Annotated in this window: 17 protein-coding genes; 11 read left to right on the top strand and 6 right to left on the bottom strand. The window is 69.3% G+C overall.

The window, feature by feature from the left end:
• Positions 1–13 precede the first annotated feature (13 nt).
• Together AB0F04_RS03830 and AB0F04_RS03825 are read left to right on the top strand one after the other, a co-directional pair.
• Positions 14–1639, top strand: a complete 1626-nt coding sequence (locus AB0F04_RS03830) for an MFS transporter (RefSeq protein WP_362037459.1) — start codon at positions 14–16, stop codon at positions 1637–1639.
• Positions 1640–1874: 235 nt separating this feature from the next.
• Entirely contained in the window at positions 1875–2183 is a 309-nt protein-coding gene (locus AB0F04_RS03825) for a small hydrophobic protein (RefSeq protein ID WP_362037457.1), read from the top strand.
• A gap of 51 nt (positions 2184–2234) precedes the next feature.
• Here the strand turns inward: AB0F04_RS03825 and AB0F04_RS03820 are convergent, their stop codons facing one another.
• Both AB0F04_RS03820 and aceE read right to left on the bottom strand, forming a co-directional pair.
• Entirely contained in the window at positions 2235–2984 is a 750-nt protein-coding gene (locus AB0F04_RS03820; RefSeq protein WP_362037455.1) for a potassium channel family protein, read from the bottom strand.
• Positions 2985–3055: 71 nt separating this feature from the next.
• Positions 3056–5803 carry a pyruvate dehydrogenase (acetyl-transferring), homodimeric type gene (aceE, locus tag AB0F04_RS03815; protein ID WP_362037453.1) on the bottom strand — a complete coding sequence of 916 codons (2748 nt, stop codon included), beginning with the start codon at positions 5801–5803 and terminating at the stop codon, positions 3056–3058.
• A gap of 418 nt (positions 5804–6221) precedes the next feature.
• Here aceE and AB0F04_RS03810 point away from each other — a divergent pair, with 418 nt between their 5' ends.
• From AB0F04_RS03810 to AB0F04_RS03785, 6 genes are all read left to right on the top strand, one after another.
• Complete coding sequence (locus AB0F04_RS03810) at positions 6222–6659, top strand: DUF3052 domain-containing protein (protein ID WP_062926619.1); 438 nt, start codon at positions 6222–6224, stop codon at positions 6657–6659.
• A gap of 107 nt (positions 6660–6766) precedes the next feature.
• A complete protein-coding gene (locus AB0F04_RS03805) occupies positions 6767–7225 on the top strand; it encodes a peroxiredoxin (RefSeq protein ID WP_362037450.1) in 459 nt (152 codons plus the stop codon).
• A gap of 147 nt (positions 7226–7372) precedes the next feature.
• On the top strand, positions 7373–7948 hold the full coding sequence (locus tag AB0F04_RS03800) for a TerD family protein (RefSeq protein WP_362037448.1): 576 nt from the start codon (positions 7373–7375) through the stop codon (positions 7946–7948).
• Between the two features lie 138 nt (positions 7949–8086).
• Complete coding sequence (locus AB0F04_RS03795; RefSeq protein ID WP_362037445.1) at positions 8087–8662, top strand: TerD family protein; 576 nt, start codon at positions 8087–8089, stop codon at positions 8660–8662.
• A 125-nt stretch (positions 8663–8787) separates the two neighbouring features.
• Complete coding sequence (locus AB0F04_RS03790; RefSeq protein WP_362037443.1) at positions 8788–9933, top strand: DUF475 domain-containing protein; 1146 nt, start codon at positions 8788–8790, stop codon at positions 9931–9933.
• 129 nt (positions 9934–10062) lie between these two features.
• A complete protein-coding gene (locus AB0F04_RS03785; protein WP_053672143.1) occupies positions 10063–10797 on the top strand; it encodes a Tellurium resistance in 735 nt (244 codons plus the stop codon).
• Between the two features lie 36 nt (positions 10798–10833).
• On the opposite strand, the gene AB0F04_RS03780 is transcribed toward AB0F04_RS03785, so the two are convergent.
• On the bottom strand, positions 10834–11736 hold the full coding sequence (locus AB0F04_RS03780; protein ID WP_362037441.1) for a TerD family protein: 903 nt from the start codon (positions 11734–11736) through the stop codon (positions 10834–10836).
• Between the two features lie 229 nt (positions 11737–11965).
• On the opposite strand from AB0F04_RS03780, the gene AB0F04_RS03775 reads away from it, so the two are divergent.
• From AB0F04_RS03775 to AB0F04_RS03765, 3 genes are read left to right on the top strand one after another with little or no spacing between them, the layout of a single operon-like run.
• The gene (locus tag AB0F04_RS03775) at positions 11966–13138 is read left to right on the top strand and encodes an HpcH/HpaI aldolase/citrate lyase family protein (protein ID WP_362037439.1); all 1173 of its coding nucleotides are present in this window, start codon (positions 11966–11968) and stop codon (positions 13136–13138) included.
• A gap of 24 nt (positions 13139–13162) precedes the next feature.
• A complete protein-coding gene (locus tag AB0F04_RS03770) occupies positions 13163–15757 on the top strand; it encodes a phosphoribosyltransferase (protein WP_362037436.1) in 2595 nt (864 codons plus the stop codon).
• Complete coding sequence (locus AB0F04_RS03765; protein ID WP_362037434.1) at positions 15757–16566, top strand: HAD family hydrolase; 810 nt, start codon at positions 15757–15759, stop codon at positions 16564–16566. The genes AB0F04_RS03770 and AB0F04_RS03765 overlap by 1 nt, the downstream gene beginning before the upstream one ends.
• Here the strand turns inward: AB0F04_RS03765 and AB0F04_RS03760 are convergent.
• The 3 genes from AB0F04_RS03760 to AB0F04_RS03750 form a co-directional block, all read right to left on the bottom strand.
• Positions 16487–17269 carry a DedA family protein gene (locus AB0F04_RS03760; protein WP_362037431.1) on the bottom strand — a complete coding sequence of 261 codons (783 nt, stop codon included), beginning with the start codon at positions 17267–17269 and terminating at the stop codon, positions 16487–16489. The genes AB0F04_RS03765 and AB0F04_RS03760 overlap by 80 nt on opposite strands.
• Positions 17270–17327: 58 nt before the next feature.
• Complete coding sequence (locus AB0F04_RS03755; protein ID WP_362037429.1) at positions 17328–17552, bottom strand: zinc ribbon domain-containing protein; 225 nt, start codon at positions 17550–17552, stop codon at positions 17328–17330.
• A 288-nt stretch (positions 17553–17840) separates the two neighbouring features.
• Positions 17841–18521 carry a hypothetical protein gene (locus tag AB0F04_RS03750; protein WP_362037427.1) on the bottom strand — a complete coding sequence of 227 codons (681 nt, stop codon included), beginning with the start codon at positions 18519–18521 and terminating at the stop codon, positions 17841–17843.
• Positions 18522–18861 lie beyond the last annotated feature (340 nt).

Below are 18861 nucleotides of genomic sequence, written 5' to 3'. Positions count from 1 at the left end.
CTAGCCTCCCGGTATGACTAGTCAGACCACCATCGACACGACGGGGTCGGGGGGCAAGGCGCCGGCGGGGCCGTCCGACGCGACGCCGGGCAAGGGGCTTCGCGGACACCCCTGGCTCACCCTCATCACCGTCGCTGTGGGGGTCATGATGGTGGCCCTCGACGGCACCATCGTGGCCATAGCCAACCCGGCCATCCAGAAGGACCTCGGGGCGACCTTCGCCGAGGTCCAGTGGATCACCAACGGATACTTCCTCGCCCTCGCGGTCTCCCTGATCACGGCGGGCAAGCTCGGCGACCGCTTCGGTCACCGGCAGACCTTCCTCATCGGCGTCGTCGGCTTCGCCGCCGCCTCGGGCGCGATCGGCCTGTCCGACAGCATCGCGTTCGTCGTCGTCTTCCGCGTCCTGCAGGGCCTGTTCGGCGCGCTGCTGATGCCGGCCGCGCTCGGCCTGCTGCGGGCGACGTTCCCGGCCGAGAAGCTCAACATGGCCATCGGCATCTGGGGCATGGTCATCGGCGCGTCCACCGCGGGCGGCCCGATCCTCGGCGGTGTGCTCGTCGAGCACGTCAACTGGCAGTCGGTGTTCTTCATCAACGTGCCGGTCGGTGTCCTCGCCGTCGTCCTCGGCGTGCTGATCCTGCTCGACCACCGCGCCGAGAACGCCCCGCGCTCCTTCGACCTCCTGGGCATCGCCCTGCTGTCGACCGCCGTGTTCTGCCTGGTGTGGGCGCTCATCAAGGCCCCGCCGTCCGAGTGGGGCTGGGGCGACGTCAAGACGCTGTCGTTCCTCGGGGCTTCGGTGCTGTGCTTCGCGGTCTTCGCCTTCTGGGAGACGAAGGTGAAGGAGCCGCTGATCCCGCTCGCGCTGTTCCGCTCCGTGGCGCTGTCCGCCGGTGTGGTGCTGATGGTGCTGATGGCCATCGCGTTCATGGGCGGTCTGTTCTTCGTGACGTTCTACCTCCAGAACGTGCACGGCATGAGCCCGATCGACGCCGGCCTGCACCTGCTGCCGCTCACCGGCATGATGATCGTCGGCTCGCCGCTGGCCGGCGCGATGATCACCAAGCTCGGCCCCCGGGTCCCGCTCGCGGGCGGCATGGCGCTCACCGCGATCGCCATGTACGGGATGTCGACCCTGGAGACGGACACCGGCAGCGCCATCATGTCGCTCTGGTTCGCCCTGCTGGGCCTCGGCCTCGCGCCGGTCATGGTCGGCGCCACCGAAGTCATCGTCGGCAACGCTCCGATGGAGCTCTCGGGCGTCGCGGGCGGCCTGCAGCAGGCCGCCATGCAGATCGGCGGCAGCCTCGGTACGGCCGTGCTGGGCGCCGTCATGGCGTCCAAGGTCAACAGCGACCTGGCCGGCAACTGGCAGAAGGCGGGCCTCCCGCCGCTCACGCCGGAGCAGGAGCACCAGGCCTCCGAGGCGGTCCAGGTGGGTGTCCCGCCGGTGGCGCCGGGCACGCCGGACGCGATCGCCGCGAAGATCACGGGCGTCGCCCACGACACGTTCATCTCGGGCATGAGCGCGGCCTCGCTCGTCGCGGCCGGGGTCGCCGTGGTGGCGGTGCTGGTCGCCTTCCTCACCAAGCGCGGTGAGAACGCGGAAGCCGGCGCGGGCGCGGCGCACATCTGACGGTCCCCGGCGGTCCGTTCCCTCATCAGAGTGAACAGGGCCGCCGAACCCTCCCCTCCGGCACGTGCCACAGGTCACAGTGGGTCAAGTCCTCCGCAGGGCATGGAGGATGGACGCTGCGGCGCGCTGCCGGAGGGGGGTGGCGCGCAGGCAGCGGGATTAACGCGCACCGACGGGGTACCCGCCATGTCATACCCGAAGAAAACCCCAACCGATCGAGGGTTCACGGGAGTCGATGATGGCGAGCTTCGGACACGGTACGCGCAGGCACCCCCGCTCACGTGGCCGGACGTGGTCACGGGCCGGGACGGATCGCGCGACGCTCGGACTCATCGGAGTCATCTGTGCCGTCGCGGGCTTCTTCGTGCTGGGGATCGTCCTCGGTCCCGCCGCGATGGTCTGCGGCTGGCTCGCCATGGGCCGCACCTGGTCGGGGTCCCGCCCCACCGCGGCCGTGATCGCCCTGGTTCTGGGCGCCATCGACACGCTCCTGGCCATCATCTGGCTGTCGGGAGCGGCCACGCCGGGCATCGGCATGTTCTGACCCGGGTGAAGAGTGTGGGAAGAGCCCCCGGCCACCCGGCCGGGGGCCCTCTCATCGCTCCGCCCCGGCCCCCTTGAGCTTTGCCAACTCCCCCCGCAGCGCCCGCACCTCCTCCGTCAGCTCCCGAATCGCCTCGGTCTGCCGCCGCTCCTCGACGTCGTCCTTCTCGAACCGGGCGATGAACCAGGCGGCGATGTTCGCCGTCACCACACCGAGCAGCGCGATCCCGGACAGCATCAGCCCGACCGCCAGCATCCGGCCCAGGCCGGTGGTCGGCGCCATGTCCCCGTACCCCACGGTGGTCATCGTGGTGAACGCCCACCAGACCGCGTCCCCCAGGGTGTGGATGGAGGCACCGGGCTCGTCCCGTTCCACCTCGAGCACGGCCAGCGCGCCGAAGACGAGCAGCCCCAGGCACGACCCCGCGACGTACGTGGTGACCCTCACCTGCGACGCCATCCGCGCCCGCTGCCCGGCGAGGAACAGCATCGACACCAGCTTCAGCAGCCGCAGCGGCTGCGCCAGGGGCAGCACCACGGCCAGCAGCGCCAGCGGATTGCCGCGCACGAACCGCAGCCGGTCCTCGGCCAGCCACAGGCGGACCAGGTAGTCCGCGGCGAAAGCGGCCCACACCACCCAGTTGGTGACATGGCATGCGGTGAGCAGCTCCTGCGGAGCCCTGGGGGCCACGATCGGTATGGCGTAGGCGATCGCGAAGAGCACGGCCAGCGCCAGCAGCGGGCCCTGGGTGCGCCGTTCCCATCGGGCCAGAGTGGTCGGGGCGGTCACCGGGAGCGTCATGGAGGCATGGTAGGGAATGCGTGGGGCGGCACCCATGAGAGTGCCGCCCCACGGAAACCGCCCGCGTCCCGTTACGCGTCGCCGCCCGCGGCCCCCGGGTCGGCGGCCGTCACGTCGAGCAGCTGGTAGCGGTCGATGGCCTGCTTCAGCACGGAGCGGTCGACCTTGCCCTCACGGGCCAGCTCGGTCAGCACTCCCACCACGATCGACTGCGCGTCGATGTGGAAGAACCGCCGGGCGGCGCCCCGCGTGTCGGCGAAGCCGAAGCCGTCGGCGCCGAGCGACTGGTACGTCTGCGGCACCCAGCGCGCGATCTGGTCCGGGACCGCCCGCATCCAGTCGGACACGGCCACGACCGGCCCCTGGGCGTCCGCGAGCTTGCGCGTCACGTACGGCACCCGCTGCTCCTCCTCGGGGTGCAGCAGGTTGTGCTCCTCACAGGCCACGGCCTCGCGCCGCAGCTCGTTCCAGGAGGTCGCCGACCAGACGTCCGCCTTGACGTTCCAGTCCTCGGCCAGGACCTTCTGCGCCTCGATCGCCCAGGGGAGCGCGACACCGGACGCCAGGATCTGCGCCGGGATCGATCCGGCCGTGCCCTCACTGAACCGGTAGAGGCCCTTGAGGATGCCGTCGACGTCCACGTTCTCGGGCTCGGCGGGGTGCTGGATCGGCTCGTTGTAGACGGTCAGGTAGTAGAAGACGTCCTCGCCGTGCGGGTGCTCCTCGGAGCCGCCGTACATCCGGCGCAGGCCGTCCTTGACGATGTGGGCGATCTCGAAGCCGAACGCCGGGTCGTACGCCACACACCCCGGGTTCGTGGACGCCAGCAGCTGGGAGTGGCCGTCCGCGTGCTGGAGGCCCTCACCGGTCAGGGTCGTCCGGCCGGCGGTCGCTCCCAGGACGAAACCGCGCGACAGCTGGTCGGACATCTGCCAGAACTGGTCGCCGGTGCGCTGGAAACCGAACATCGAGTAGAAGACGTAGACCGGGATGAGCGGCTCGCCGTGCGTGGCGTAGGCCGAGCCGGCGGCGATCAGCGACGCCGTGCAGCCCGCCTCCGAGATGCCGTCGTGGAGCATCTGGCCGTTCGGCGACTCCTTGTAGGCGAGCAGGAGGTCGCGGTCGACCGACTCGTACTGCTGGCCGAGCGGGTTGTAGATCTTCGCACTCGGGAAGAACGAGTCCATGCCGAACGTGCGGTACTCGTCCGGCGCGATCAGTACGAACCGCTTGCCGATCTCCTTGTCCCGCATGAGGTCCTTCAGGAGTCGGACGAAGGCCATGGTCGTCGCGATGGACTGCTGGCCCGAGCCCTTCTTCACGGTCGCGTACGTCTTGTCCTCGGGCAGCGCCAGCGGCTTGGAGCGCACCACGCGCGTGGGGACGTACCCGCCGAGACTCTTGCGGCGGTCGTGCATGTACTGGATCTCCTCCGAGTCCCGGCCCGGGTGGTAGTACGGCGGCACGCCGGACTCCAGCTCCTTGTCCGGGATCGGCAGGTGCAGACGGTCGCGGAAGCGCTTGAGGTCGTCGACCGTCAGCTTCTTCATCTGGTGCGTGGCGTTGCGGCCCTCGAAGTTCGGGCCCAGCGTCCAGCCCTTGATCGTCTTGGCGAGGATCACCGTCGGCTGGCCCTTGTGCTCCACGGCCGCCTTGTACGCCGCGAAGATCTTCCGGTGGTCGTGGCCGCCACGGCCCAGGTGCAGGATCTGGTCGTCGGTCATGCCCTCGACCATCGCCCGCAGCCGGTGGTCGTCACCGAAGAAGTGGTCGCGGATGTACGCACCGGTCTCCGTGGCGTACGTCTGGAACTGTCCGTCCGGCGTGGTGTTCATCCGGTTGACCAGCACGCCGTCGCGGTCCTGGGCGAGCAGCGGGTCCCAGCTGCGGTCCCAGACCAGCTTGATCACGTTCCAGCCGGCGCCGCGGAAGATCGACTCCAGCTCCTGGATGATCTTGCCGTTGCCGCGCACCGGGCCGTCGAGGCGCTGCAGGTTGCAGTTGACGACGAACGTGAGGTTGTCCAGGCCCTCGCGGGCGGCGATGGACAGCTGGCCCAGCGACTCCGGTTCGTCCATCTCGCCGTCGCCGAGGAACGCCCACACGTGTGACTTGGAGGTGTCGGCGATCCCGCGCGCCTCCATGTAGCGGTTCATCCGCGCCTGGTAGATCGCGCCGATCGGGCCGAGGCCCATCGACACCGTCGGGAACTCCCAGAAGTCCGGCATCGACCGCGGGTGCGGGTACGACGACAGCGCGTGCGGGGCCTTGGACTTCTCCTGGCGGAAGCCGTCCAGGTGCTGCTCGCTGAGCCGGTCCAGCAGGAACGCGCGGGCGTAGATGCCCGGCGAGGCGTGCCCCTGGAAGAAGACCTGGTCGCCGCCGAGGCCGTCGTCCTTGCCGCGGAAGAAGTGGTTGAAGCCGACGTCGTAGAGGGACGCGGAGGACGCGAACGTGGCGATGTGGCCGCCGACGCCGATGCCCGGGCGCTGGGCCCGGGAGACCATCACCGCGGCGTTCCACCGGGTGGCGTTGAGGACCTTGCGCTCGATGTCCTCGTTGCCCGGGAAGAACGGCTCGCTCTTGGTCGGGATGGTGTTCACGTAGTCCGTGCTGCGCATCTCGGGCACGGCCACGCGCTTCTCGCGGGCCCGCTCGATCAGCCGCAGCATCAGGTAGCGGGCCCGCTCCCGGCCGCGTTCGTCGACGGCGGCGTCGAGGGAGTCGAGCCATTCCTGGGTCTCTTCGGGATCGAAGTCAGGAACCTGACTCGGAAGGCCGCCAATGATGATCGGGTTGCGATCGGATGCGGAAGCCACGCTGTTCCTTACCTGTCAGAGGGCCTGCGAGGGCCGCTGTTTCGCTGTCGTCGCCGGGGCGTCGTCGCTGGGGGGCGCGCCGCTGTCCATGGTCCACCTCAGGGCCGGGAAACGTCATCTCTACCGAGCGGTAACCCAGACGTGAGATCGACTCCGTGACGTATGGGGCGAATACCTTCGAGTCTCGTACCCACAGACGATTCCCAAACGCCCAAACGGGGCAGAAAGGTGTGGTGTGTGTCACCTGGGACCATGATGGTGTGCCTGGAGTTGCGGTGACACCGCCAGGATCGTCACCGTTTCGGCGGTCTGAACGGCCGGGTACTTGCGCGATCCGCCCCGCCCGTGTGGACTACGGCCAATGCTTCGCGCACGCGCGTGGCTGAGTTATTCCCAAGACATGATCAGGAGGCAACCCGTGAGCGCGACCGCGGACCACGCGGAGGAGCGGACGAACCCTGCCGCCAGGCTGGGGTTCCAGCCCGGGCAGGTGGTCCAGGAGATCGGCTACGACGACGACGTGGACCAGGAGCTCCGCAAGGCCATCGAGGGCATCATCGAGGCCGACCTGGTGGACGAGGACTACGACGACGTGGCCGATGCCGTTGTGCTGTGGTTCCGTGACGACGACGGCGACCTGACGGATGCGCTGGTGGATGCCACCACGTACATCGAAGAGGGCGGCGCGATCCTGCTCCTGACGCCGAAGACCGGCCGTTCGGGGTACGTGGAGCCGAGCGACATCTCGGAAGCCGCCACCACGGCGGGTCTGACGGCGTCCAAGAGCGTCAGTGTCGGCAAGGACTGGAGCGGCAGCCGGCTGGCGACGCCCAAGGCCGCGAAGTCCAAGCGTTAGTCGTACGGCGGGGCGGGTCGGCGTCGGTCGGCCCGCCCCTCGGCCTGTGCCGGTGTCTGCGTAGGGTGGTGTCACCCGAAAAGCCCCACGAAGGGACACCCACAGCGATGGCGATCCAGGCCGGCGAGAAGGCCCCCGACTTCGAGCTCAAGGACAACCACGGCGCGGCCGTGCGGCTGTCGGACTTCCGGGGCCGCAAGAACGTGGTGCTGCTCTTCTACCCGTTCGCCTTCACCGGCGTGTGCACCGGCGAGCTGTGCGAGCTGCGCGACCACCTGCCGCAGTTCTCCGACCGCGACACCCAGGTGCTCGCCGTCTCCAACGACTCCATCCACACCCTGCGCGTCTTCGCCGAGCAGGAGAACCTGGAGTATCCGCTGCTGTCGGACTTCTGGCCGCACGGCAACGTCTCGCGCGCCTACGGCGTCTTCGACGAGGACAAGGGCTGCGCGGTGCGCGGCACCTTCGTCATCGACAAGGAGGGCGTCGTGCGGTGGACCGTCGTCAACGGCCTGCCCGACGCGCGCGACCTCAACGACTACGTGAAGGCGCTCGACTCCCTGTGACGCCGGTCGGGCGGCACACGCCCGACACCCGCCGATTTCTCGGCTTCAGGGCCTGCGAGCGGCGGGAACCCGTCACTAGGATCGACTCGTTGATCCGACATCCGAGCACAATGGGGCATCCCGCCCCTGGACACCAATGGAGGACTCGTGGGAGTCAGCCTCAGCAAGGGCGGCAACGTATCGCTGACCAAGGAGGCGCCGGGCCTGACCGCGGTCATCATCGGTCTGGGGTGGGACGTCCGCACCACGACCGGCACGGACTTCGACCTGGACGCCAGCGCGCTGCTGCTGAACAACTCCGGCAAGGTCGGCAACGACCAGCACTTCATCTTCTTCAACAACCTCAAGACCCCGGACGGCTCCGTGGAGCACACCGGTGACAACCTCACCGGTGAGGGCGAGGGCGACGACGAACAGATCAAGGTGGACCTCGCCACCGTCCCGGCCGACGTGGAAAAGATCGTCTTCCCGGTCTCGATCTACGACGCCGAGACCCGTCAGCAGTCCTTCGGCCAGGTGCGCAACGCGTTCATCCGCGTCGTGAACCAGGCGGGCGGCGCCGAGATCGCCCGGTACGACCTGAGTGAGGACGCCTCCACCGAGACCGCCATGGTCTTCGGAGAGCTCTACCGGCACGGCGCGGAGTGGAAGTTCCGCGCCATCGGCCAGGGCTACGCCTCGGGCCTGCGCGGCATCGCGCAGGACTTCGGCGTGAACGTCTGAACCACCACCGAAGGGCCCTGACGACAGGGCCCTGAGGTCTTCTTGTCCGGCGCCGCACGGTTTACGTGCGGCGCCGGACGTGCAGGACCACCTCAGTGACACCACCGGGCCTGTGGCCCCAAGGGGAGGGACAGCAACATGGGCGTCACGCTCGCCAAGGGGGGCAATGTCTCCCTGTCCAAGGCCGCACCCAACCTCACTCAGGTGCTGGTCGGGCTCGGCTGGGACGCGCGCTCCACCACCGGAGCGCCCTTCGACCTCGACGCCAGCGCCCTGATGTGCAGCAACGGGCGCGTGCTCGGGGACGAGTGGTTCGTCTTCTACAACCAGCTCAAGAGCCCGGACGGCTCGGTCGAGCACACCGGTGACAACCTCACCGGCGAGGGCGACGGCGACGACGAGTCGCTCCTGATCGACCTCTCCAAGGTGCCGCCGCAGTGCGACAAGATCGTGTTCCCCGTCTCGATCCACATGGCCGACGAGCGTGGCCAGACCTTCGGCCAGGTCAGCAACGCCTTCATCCGGGTGGCCAACCAGGCCGACGGCCAGGAGCTCGCCCGCTACGACCTGAGCGAGGACGCCTCCACGGAGACCGCGATGATCTTCGGGGAGCTCTATCGCTATCAGGGCGAATGGAAGTTCAGGGCCGTCGGGCAGGGGTACGCGTCGGGCCTGCGCGGCATCGCGCTGGACTTCGGGGTCAACGTCTCATAACGCGTTATGAGCAAAAACCGGGGCCCACTGGGGTGCTGAGGGGGGACGACTAGACTTCGGCTTCAAAGTTTCGTAAAGCCGGGTACGGCGCGGGGGAGCCCCGTACACACACGATTGGGTAGCCAGTGGTTCTGAAAACCTTCGGGTGGTCGTTCGCGGTCACCGCGCTCGGCCTGGTCGCAGCGGTCTTCTACGGAGGGTGGACCGCGTTCGGCGTCGTTGCGATCCTGTCCGTCCTCGAGATCTCGCTGTCCTTCGACAATGCGGTGGTCAACGCCGGAATCCTGAAGAAGATGAGTGCCTTCTGGCAGAAGATCTTCCTCACGATCGGCATTCTGATCGCCGTCTTCGGCATGCGGCTGATCTTCCCGGTCGTGATCGTCGCGATCAGCGCACAGCTCGGGCCGATCGAGGCCGTCGATCTCGCGCTCACCGACAAGGACCAGTACCAGCAGCTGGTCACCGACGCGCACCCGGCGATCGCCGCGTTCGGTGGCATGTTCCTGCTGATGATCTTCCTCGACTTCATCTTCGAGGACCGGGACATCAAGTGGCTCGGCTGGCTGGAGCGCCCGCTGGCCAAGCTCGGCAAGGTCGACATGCTGTCGGTCTGCATCGCGCTGATCGTCCTGCTGATCTCGGCGATGACCTTCGCGACCCACGCCCACCAGCACGGCGGCACCCACGTCGACAAGGCGGAGACCGTTCTGCTCTCCGGCATCGGCGGTCTGATCACCTACATGATCGTCGGCGGCCTCTCCGGCTACTTCGAGGACAAGCTCGAAGAGGAGGAGGAGCGCGAGCACGAGGCCGAGGAGAAGGCCGCTCGCGAGGGCAAGCCCAAGTCCGCGGTGGTCGTGGCCGGCAAGGCCGCGTTCTTCATGTTCCTCTACCTCGAGGTCCTGGACGCGTCCTTCTCCTTCGACGGCGTGATCGGCGCCTTCGCCATCACCAACGACATCGTCCTGATGGCCCTCGGCCTCGGCATCGGCGCCATGTACGTCCGGTCGCTGACCGTCTACCTGGTCCGTCAGGGCACCCTCGACGACTACGTCTACCTGGAGCACGGCGCGCACTACGCCATCGGCGCGCTCGCCGCGATCCTGCTCGTCACCATCCGGTACGAGATCAACGAGATCATCACCGGCCTCATCGGCGTCGTCCTGATCGCCGCCTCCTTCTGGTCCTCCGTCCGCCGCAACAAGGCGCTCGCGGCGGCCGAGGGAAATGCCGGCTCGGGCGAGAAGACTGAGGTCTCGTCCGGGGTGTGACACCCCTGCGCGCGAGGAACGCTCTGTGCGGGGCGGTCACCGAGGACTCCTCGGTGACCGCCCCGCCGGTCTTCATGGACCGTGGGTACGGCGGTGACCTGCGGTCTCCCGAGTGAACGTGGGGGCGGAATGGGCCTGTTCGACGGACTCCGGCGTGGCGATGTGCAGTTCGACACCGGCCACGCGGCGACCAACGCGATCGAGCTGACCAAGCGGCGCGCGCAGATATCGCTCACCAAGCAGGACGCCGCGAACGGCCATCTGCGCGTCAATCTCAGCTGGCGGATGCGCACGTCCGACATCGGCGGCAACCAGCGCGAGAGCCTGCTGCGCCATCCCTTCCGGGCCCTCAAGCCCCCCGAGGTCGTCGGCCACAGCCAGAGCATGGTCAACGTCGACCTCGACCTCGGCTGCCTCTACGAACTCCAGGACGGCAGCAAGGGCGTCGTGCAGCCCCTCGGCGGCTACTACGGCGACGTCAACGCCCCGCCGTACGTCAAGCTCAGCGGCGACGACCGGTTCGGCTCCGGATCGGGCGAGACGATGTACATCAACCTCGACCACCGCGACAGCATCAAGCGGCTGCTGGTCTTCGTCTACATCTACGACCAGACACCCGCCTTCGACCGTACGCACGCGAGCGTCACGCTCTATCCGAGCAGCGGCCCGCGGATCGAGATCCACCTCGACGAACGCCAGCCGCAGGCCCGCTCCTGCGCCGTCGTCATGATCGAGAAGGTGAAGGACGAGATCGTGGTGCGCCGCGAGGCGAAGTTCGTCTACGGCTTCCAGGCCGAGCTGGACCGGCTGTACGGGTGGGGACTGCAGTGGGGGCGGGGCTACAAGACGAAGGTCGACCGCTGACCGGTGAGCCCCGGAGAACGCCGGGGCGGCCACGACCTAGCGGCCGATGAACTGCGGGCCCTGCGGGGGCAGGCGGAAGTCCGGGTCGGGGGCCGTGGTGGCCGCCGGCGGGTAGCCGTAGCCGGTCTGTGCCGCCGCCGCGCCCGTTGTGGCCGGCGCCTGCGGGTAGCCGTAGGCGGGACGGCTCGTGGGCTGCGGGTAGCCGTAGGCGGGCTGCGTGGCCGGCGGCTGCTGCGGATACCCGTAGCCGGGCTGCGTGGGGACCGCGTTCGGCTGCTCCGGGGGCAGCGGCACGGAGACCTCGGGCGTCTGCGCGGGGCCGCCGGTCGTCGGCTGCGCGGGCGTGTTCGTGGTGGGAGGCGCGGGGACCGTCGTGGTCGGCTCCTCCAGGGCCTCCGACTCGTCCACCGAGATGCCGAAGTCGGTCGCGAGCCCCTTCAGCCCGTTCGAGTAGCCCTCGCCCAGCGCCCGGAACTTCCAGCCCTCCCCGCGCCGGTACAGCTCGCCGCAGATCAGCGCGGTCTCCTCGCCCGTCTCCGGCTTGACGTCGAAGTACGCCAGTGCCTCGGCGCCGGTGCCCGCCGCGTCGTACAGCAGAATGCGCAGCGCCTGTACGCGGTCGAACGTCACGCCGTCCGCCGATGCGACCAGCAGAATCCGGCTGACCTCCGACTCGACACCGGTGAGGTCTGTCTGGATCGTGTCGGTGAGGCCCTCGGCGACCCGCTTCTTGCCGAGCCGCCACACCTTCCCGGCCGGGTGCCGGGGCTGGTTGTAGAAGACGAAGTCCTCGTCGGAGCGCACACGACCGTCGGGGCCGAGGAGCAGCGCGGAGGCATCGACGTCCGGAACCCCCTGCCCGGGTGTCCAGCGCAGCACGGCCCGCACCGTGGTGGCTTCCAGAGGGACGTTCGACCCCTTCAGCATCGCGTGCGTCATGCGGTCATCCTGCCTTCTCGGTCCTGCTCACGACAACGCGGGGGGCCGCGGTCACGAGCGGCGCCGACGACCGTGGCGGACTACCGTCGTCATGGCCGGGTACTGGCTGTGATTGCCCGTGTTACCTGAAATTCATGCCTCATGGGAACCTGTGACATGGACATCTACGTACTATTACCGGCCACCTTTCGTCGATTCGCAGGCCGCATCATCACCACGGGGGAGTTTTATGCGTCATTTCGGGCACGTCGCCCCTGAGGTCCGGAAGCGTCTCTTCTTCCGCCAGCCGAGCGCCTTCACCCCGGACTCCCCGGCCCGGCTGCTCTCGGTCGCCCTGGGCGCCACGCTGTACAGCCCCGCCACCCGGCCGCGCCTGGCCGACGACGTCCTCAAGCAGGCCGCGCGCGGTGTGGTTTCGATGGTGCTGTGCCTGGAGGACTCGATCGACGACGCGGACGTCGGCCCCGGCGAGGAGAACCTGGTCCGCCAGTTCACGGCCCTCGACGACCGCGCGGACGCCGATCTGCCCCTGCTGTTCATCCGCGTCCGCGTCCCCGAGCAGATACCCGACCTGGTGCGACGCCTCGGACCCGCCGTCCGCCGGCTGTCCGGTTTCGTCCTGCCCAAGTTCACCGAGGAACGCGGCATCCCCTTCCTGGAGGCCCTCGCCACCGCCGAGGCCGAAAGCGGCCGTCGCCTTTTCGCCATGCCCGTGCTGGAGTCCCCGGAGCTGCTCTACCGGGAGTCGCGTATGGAGACCCTCGAGGGCATCTCCCGCGCGGTCGACAAGTACCGCGACCGCGTCCTGGCCCTGCGCCTCGGCGTGACCGATTTCTGCTCCTCCTACGGGCTGCGCAGGGGCCCCGACATGACGGCCTACGACGTGCAGATCGTCGCCTCCGTCATCTCCGACGTGGTGAACATGCTGGGCCGCGCCGACGGCACCGGCTTCACCGTCACCGGGCCGGTGTGGGAGTACTTCCGGGTCCAGGAGCGCATGTTCAAGCCGCTGCTGCGGCAGAGCCCCTTCCTGGAGGTGCAGGCCGCCGAACTGCGCGAGAAGCTGATCGAGCACGCCATGGACGGCCTGCTGAGGGAGATCTCCCTGGACCACGCCAACGGGCTGCTGGGCAAGACCTGCATCCACCCCTCGCACGTGCTGCCGGTGCACGCCCTGTCGGTCGTCAGCCACGAGGAGTTCTCGGACGCCCAGGACATCCTGCGCCCCGAGCGCGGCGGCGGGGGTGTGCTGAGATCGGCGTACACGAACAAGATGAACGAGGTGAAGCCGCACCGGGCCTGGGCCGAGCGGACCCTGCTGCGTGCCGAGGTGTTCGGCGTGGCGAACCAGGACATCGGCTTCGTGGAACTGCTCGCCGCGGGCCTGCCCGGCCGACCGTAGGCTTCCGAGGATGTCGAAGGGTTCATGGAGAAGGCGGAGAAGGCGGGGAAGGCAGTGAACCAGGGGGAGCACCCTGAGGTGCGCGACGCGGACGTCGGCGTCTGGTCCGGCGACTGGGTCGCCGAGCGGCTCGGCGTCGAGCTCGTCGGCGACGAGGGGCTGACCGGCCTGCTGGGGCTGGCGCTGCGCCGCAACCCCAAGCGGGCCCATCTGCTCGTGTCGAACGTGCTGGGCAAGCACGTGCCGCAGTCGCCGTCCGTCGTGTACGGCTACGGCTGGGAGCTCGGCCGCCGGGTGCGTGAGCTGCTGGGCGACGAGGAGGCCCGCAGGGCCGTCGTCCTCGGCTACGCGGAGACCGCGACCGGCCTCGGCCACTGTGTCGCCGACGGGCTGGGTCTCGCCCCCTACCTGCACTCCACCCGCCGCCCGGTCGCCGGTCTCGACCCGGCCGGCGGCTTCGAGGAGTCCCACTCGCATGCGACCTCGCACCTGCTGCTGCCGGAGGATCCCGCGCTGCTCGCGGGCGACGGGCCGCTGGTCCTGGTCGACGACGAGTTCTCCACGGGCAACACGGTGCTGAACACTGTCCGTGATCTTCACGCGCGGTATCCGCGGCGGCGGTATGTCGTCGTGGCGCTGGTGGACATGCGGTCCGCTGCGGATGCGGGGCGCCTCGCGGAATTCGCCGAGGAGATCGGGGCCCGGGTCGACCTGGTCACGGCGGCTTCTGGGACTGTGCGGCTGCCCGAGGGGGTCCTGGAGAAGGGGCGGGAGCTGGTGGCGCGGTACGAGGCAGAGAGTGCCGCGACCGGTGATTCGTCGTCTGCGGCTGCGTCGGGGCCGTTCGCGCAGTTCCCCGCGCCCCTTGAGGGCGTGGCCGAGGCGTCCCTTTCAGGGGCGCGGGGAACTGCGCGCACAGCCCCCACCGGAGCGCGGCCGGAATACAAGCGCATAGACCTGCGCTGGCCCGCCGGCCTGCCGGACGGCGGACGACACGGTTTCACCCCCGCCCATCGGGAAGGCCTGGAGGCCGCGCTCCCGGCGATGGCCCGCCGTCTGGCGCACGCCCTGCCCGACCAGGCCCGCCGCGTGCACATCCTCGGCTTCGAGGAGCTGATGTACGCCCCCCTCCGGCTCGCCCGCGAGCTGGAGCGCGACACCGACCTCGAGGTCCGTTACTCGACCACCACCCGCTCACCCGTCCTCGCCGTCGACGACCCCGGCTACGCGATACGCACCCGCCTCGCCTTCCCCGCCCACGACGACCCCGCCGACGGCCCCGGCGAGCGGTACGCCTACAACGTCGCGGGCGCCGGATTCGACGCCGTGGTCGTGGTGGTCGACTCGGCCGCGGACACCCCCGCGCTGCACGCGCCCGGCGGCCTGCTGGCCCGGCTCGCCGCGCACACCCCCGAGGTCCTCCTCGCCGTCGTACCGTCGTACGCCCCTGAAAGGCCCCGCATGCTGCCCGAGCCCCTCCGCGGCCCCGACTTCTCCTCGTACGCGCCCGAGGAGGTCGGCTGGCTGCTCCAGGACCTCTCGGACGTGACGCTGGAGGCGCCGACCGAGGAACGCGAGGAGGCGATCCAGAGCGGCGGCGCCCACTACGCCGAGTCGCTGCCCGTGGAGTACCAGCCGAGCGAGCAGTACCAGGAACTGTTCCACGCCGCGCTGAAGGACTCGGCGGCCCGGATCGCCCAGGCGGTCGGCGTCGTCACCGAGACGGTCCTCGCCGAGCGGTCCCCGCGCCCCGTGCTGGTCTCCCTGGCCCGCGCCGGCACCCCCGTCGGCATCCTCATGCGCCGCTGGGCCCAGCACCGGCACGGCCTCGACCTGCCGCACTACGCCGTGTCGATCGTCCGCGGCCGGGGCATCGACGCCAACGCCCTGCGCTGGCTCGCCGAGCACCACGACCCCCGGGACGTCGTCTTCGTCGACGGCTGGACCGGCAAGGGCGCCATCACCCGCGAACTCGCCCAGGCCCTGGAGGAGTTCGAGAAGTCCGACGGCGTCACCGGCTTCAGCCCCGAGATCGCGGTCCTGGCCGACCCGGGGTCCTGCGTGCGGACCTACGGCACCCGCGAGGACTTCCTCATCCCCTCGGCCTGCCTCAACTCCACCGTCTCCGGCCTGATCTCACGGACCGTGCTCCGCGCCGACCTGGTCGGCCCGCACGACTTCCACGGCGCGAAGTTCTACCGCGAACTCGCCGCCACCGACGTCTCGGTGGCCTTCCTCGACGCTGTTTCCGCACGCTTCCCCGAGGTCGCCGACGCGGCCGGAGCCCAGGTCAAGGAACTGCTCGCGGCCGACCGCTCGCCCACGTGGGAGGGCTGGGCCGCCGTCGAGCGCATCAGCGAGGAGTACGGCATCCACGACGTGAACCTCGTCAAGCCCGGCGTCGGCGAGACCACCCGGGTGCTGCTGCGCCGCGTGCCCTGGAAGGTCCTGGCACGCGCCGGGGCGGGCAGCGACCTCGACCACGTGCGTCTGCTCGCCGAGCAGCGCGGCGTGCCCGTCGAGGAGGTCGACGGACTGCCCTACACCTGCGTCGGCCTGATCCACCCCAAGTACACCCGGGGCGCCACCGGCGCCGACGGCAAGGCGGTGGCCCTCTGATGCCCGCACTCGTCGCCAGCGACCTCGACCGCACCCTGATCTACTCCGCCGCGGCCCTGGCCCTGACCATGCCGGACGCCCGGGCGCCCCGGCTGCTGTGCGTGGAGGTGCACGAGAGCAAGCCGCTGTCGTACATGACGGAGACGGCTGCCCGGCTGCTCACCGACCTGGGCGACGCGGCGGTGTTCGTGCCCACGACCACGCGGACGCGCAAGCAGTACCTGCGCATCAACCTGCCGGGTCCCACGCCCACGTACGCGATCTGCGCGAACGGCGGCCACCTGCTGGTGGACGGTGTGTCCGACCCCGACTGGCACGCGCGGGTGACCGCACGGCTGGCCGACCAGTGCGCTCCCCTCGCCGAGGTGCAGGAGCACCTGCTGAGGGCGGCCGACCCGGTCTGGGTGCGCAAGCACCGCGTCGCCGACGACCTCTTCGCCTACCTGGTCGTCGAGCGCGAGCTGCTCGACGAGGACTGGGTGAAGGAACTCGCGGTGTGGGCGGAGAACCGCGGCTGGACCGTGTCCCTCCAGGGCCGCAAGATCTACGCCGTTCCCAAGCCGCTCACCAAGAGCGCGGCGATGCGCGAGGTCGCCCGGCGGACCGGGGCCGATCTCACGCTCGCCGCGGGTGACTCCCTGCTCGATACCGACCTGCTCCTCGCGGCGGACCAGGGCTGGCGGCCCGGTCACGGGGAGCTGGCCGACACCGGCTTCACGGCTCCCTCGATCAGGGTGCTTCCCGACCGGGGTGTCCTCGCCGGGGAGCGGATCCTGCGGGAGCTTCTGGGGGCAGTACGGGGCGCCTGAGGACTCGGGTGTCCTGATCGTCGTGCGGGTGCGGCGCCGTCGTGGCCGTTCGCGCGGTTCCCCGCGCCCCTTGAGGGCGCGTCTCCCCGGGGCGTCGCAGCAGCCTGAGGGCGATGAACACCAGGACCGCTACCACCGCCACCGCGAGCACCACCTTCGAGTAGGCGGAGACGATGTCCGAGACCTGGTGCCAGTTCGCGCCGAGGAAGTAGCCCGCGAGCACGAACGCCGTGTTCCAGAGGGCGCTGCCCAGGGTGGTCAGGCCCAGGAACACCGGCAGGCGCATGCGCTCGACACCCGCCGGCACGGAGATCAGGCTCCGGAAGATCGGGATCATCCGGCCGAAGAACACGGCCTTGGTGCCGTGCTTGAGGAACCACGCCTCGGTCTTCTCGATGTCCGCGACCTTCACGAGCGGCAGCCGGGCCGCGATCGCCACCGTCCGGTCACGGCCGAGCAGCGCGCCGACCCCGTACAGCGCGAGCGCACCGAGCACCGAGCCGGCCGTCGTCCACAGCAGGACGGCGAGCAGACTCATCCGGCCGCTGCTCGCGGCGAACCCGGCCAGCGGCAGGATCACTTCGCTGGGCAGCGGCGGGAACAGGTTCTCCAGGGCGATGGCGAGACCGGCACCCGGCGCGCCCAGCGCGTCCATCAGGTCGTTGACCCACTGCGGCCCGGCGTCCGCTGCGATGGCTGTCATGCCACCACGCTAGGAAACCGAAGCTGAAGGACTGCTGAGGAAACCCGGGCTGCGCGCGTCAGCCGCAGCAGCCGCCTCCGCAGCAGCCGCCCCCACCGCCACCGCCCGAGCGGGGCGCCGGTGCCGGGGAGGAGGCGGAGCCGCCGACCGCGACCGTGGAGAGGAGCTTCACCGTGTCGTCATGACCGGAAGGGCAGGCCGCGGGGTCGGAGGACTCGGCCATGGGACGGCTGAGTTCGAACGTGTCGCCGCAGGTCCGGCAGCGGTACTCGTAGCGAGGCATGCCACCAGGTTAACCGGCGTGACCTCGCAGGCGGCCACCATTCCATGAGTGGGCGGGAACGGCATCCCCCCGGCCCCGGCGAAGCGGTGACAAAAGAGCGGTCGCCGAGTCGCGATTCCCGGCCGAGGATGTGGCGACGAGAAAAAGACGGGCGGATCGCGGATCTATTGGTGTGGGAAACGGATAATGAAAAGAATGGCTTGCCGACGAGTGGCAGGAATTCCTGGGAACCGACCGTGCCGGCCGCACTGTGTGTTTCCACTCGGTGCGGCCGGCCGGAGTCCGTGCTTACTTCAGGTAGCCGCCCTTGAAGCCGCTCTGGTCGGCCCAGATGCGCTCGCGGGCGTCCCAGTCGACGCCGGCCCACTCGCCCTGCCAGACCGTCTCGGCGGTCGCGTTGTTCGCCGGGTCGGCGGAGATCCACTCCTTGACCGGGCCGTGGGAGAAGTCGGCGAACGGCACGTAGTTCCGGTGCGAGGCCCAGCCGCTGTACACCTTGACGACCCGGGTCTTGGTCGTACGGTAGTTGATGCCGATCTTCACGGTCGTGACCTTCACACCGAAAATGGTGTCGGAGACGCTGTACCAGGCGCTCCGGTCGTAGTACCGGGCGCTCGGGTCGGAGAGCTCCTCCTCGGTGGACGGGGGCGTCTCGGTCTCCTCCACGCCGAGCGTCGCCTCCAGAACGACCTTGCCGCCCTCGGTCTCCTTCCGCAGGTCGGTTTCGTAGTTCTCCTCGTCGATGTTGTCGATGTCGGAGACGTCCGAGATGAGGTCGGCTATCTCCTGCCCGCGCTGAGGATCGTTCAGGAGGGTGACGAATTCCTCCTTGTCGCCGTCGGACAGGGCCTGGTACTGGTCCAGCGTCTCCTGGGCGCCCGAGTCGCCCAGCTCCACCTGCTCGACGAGGTACGACTCGTAGGCCTCGGGAGTGGTGCCGGTGTCGTCTGCGGACGCCGCGGTCGGCATTGCGGCCATAGTGATCGCCGCCGCCGTGACAGCGGCCATTCCGACGAGTCTCTTACGGGTCATCTTCACGGTCTTACGCATATCTACTGCCTCCGTCACGTGGATGAGAAACACGAAGCGAATAAAGCAGCAGGGAAAGCGCGTGGTGTACAAGTGAAGGCATTGCTTTCAGCGATGCCTGCGCCCCCCTACGCGCGGTTTTGCCTTTCCCCTTCGGCGTTCCCGCGCAAGCATGATCCTTCCACAGGATCTGACGGCGTGGAATGTTTTCTCGTCTTATTTGAGCTTCGGTTGAGCTTCGCTCGCCGAGATGTCCGAAAGGGGCGTTGGAGGGCGGACT

The organism is Streptomyces sp. NPDC029041 (genome assembly GCF_040637515.1).
Taxonomy (GTDB): domain Bacteria; phylum Actinomycetota; class Actinomycetes; order Streptomycetales; family Streptomycetaceae; genus Streptomyces.
This window is presented reverse-complemented; position numbering and strand designations above follow the sequence as displayed.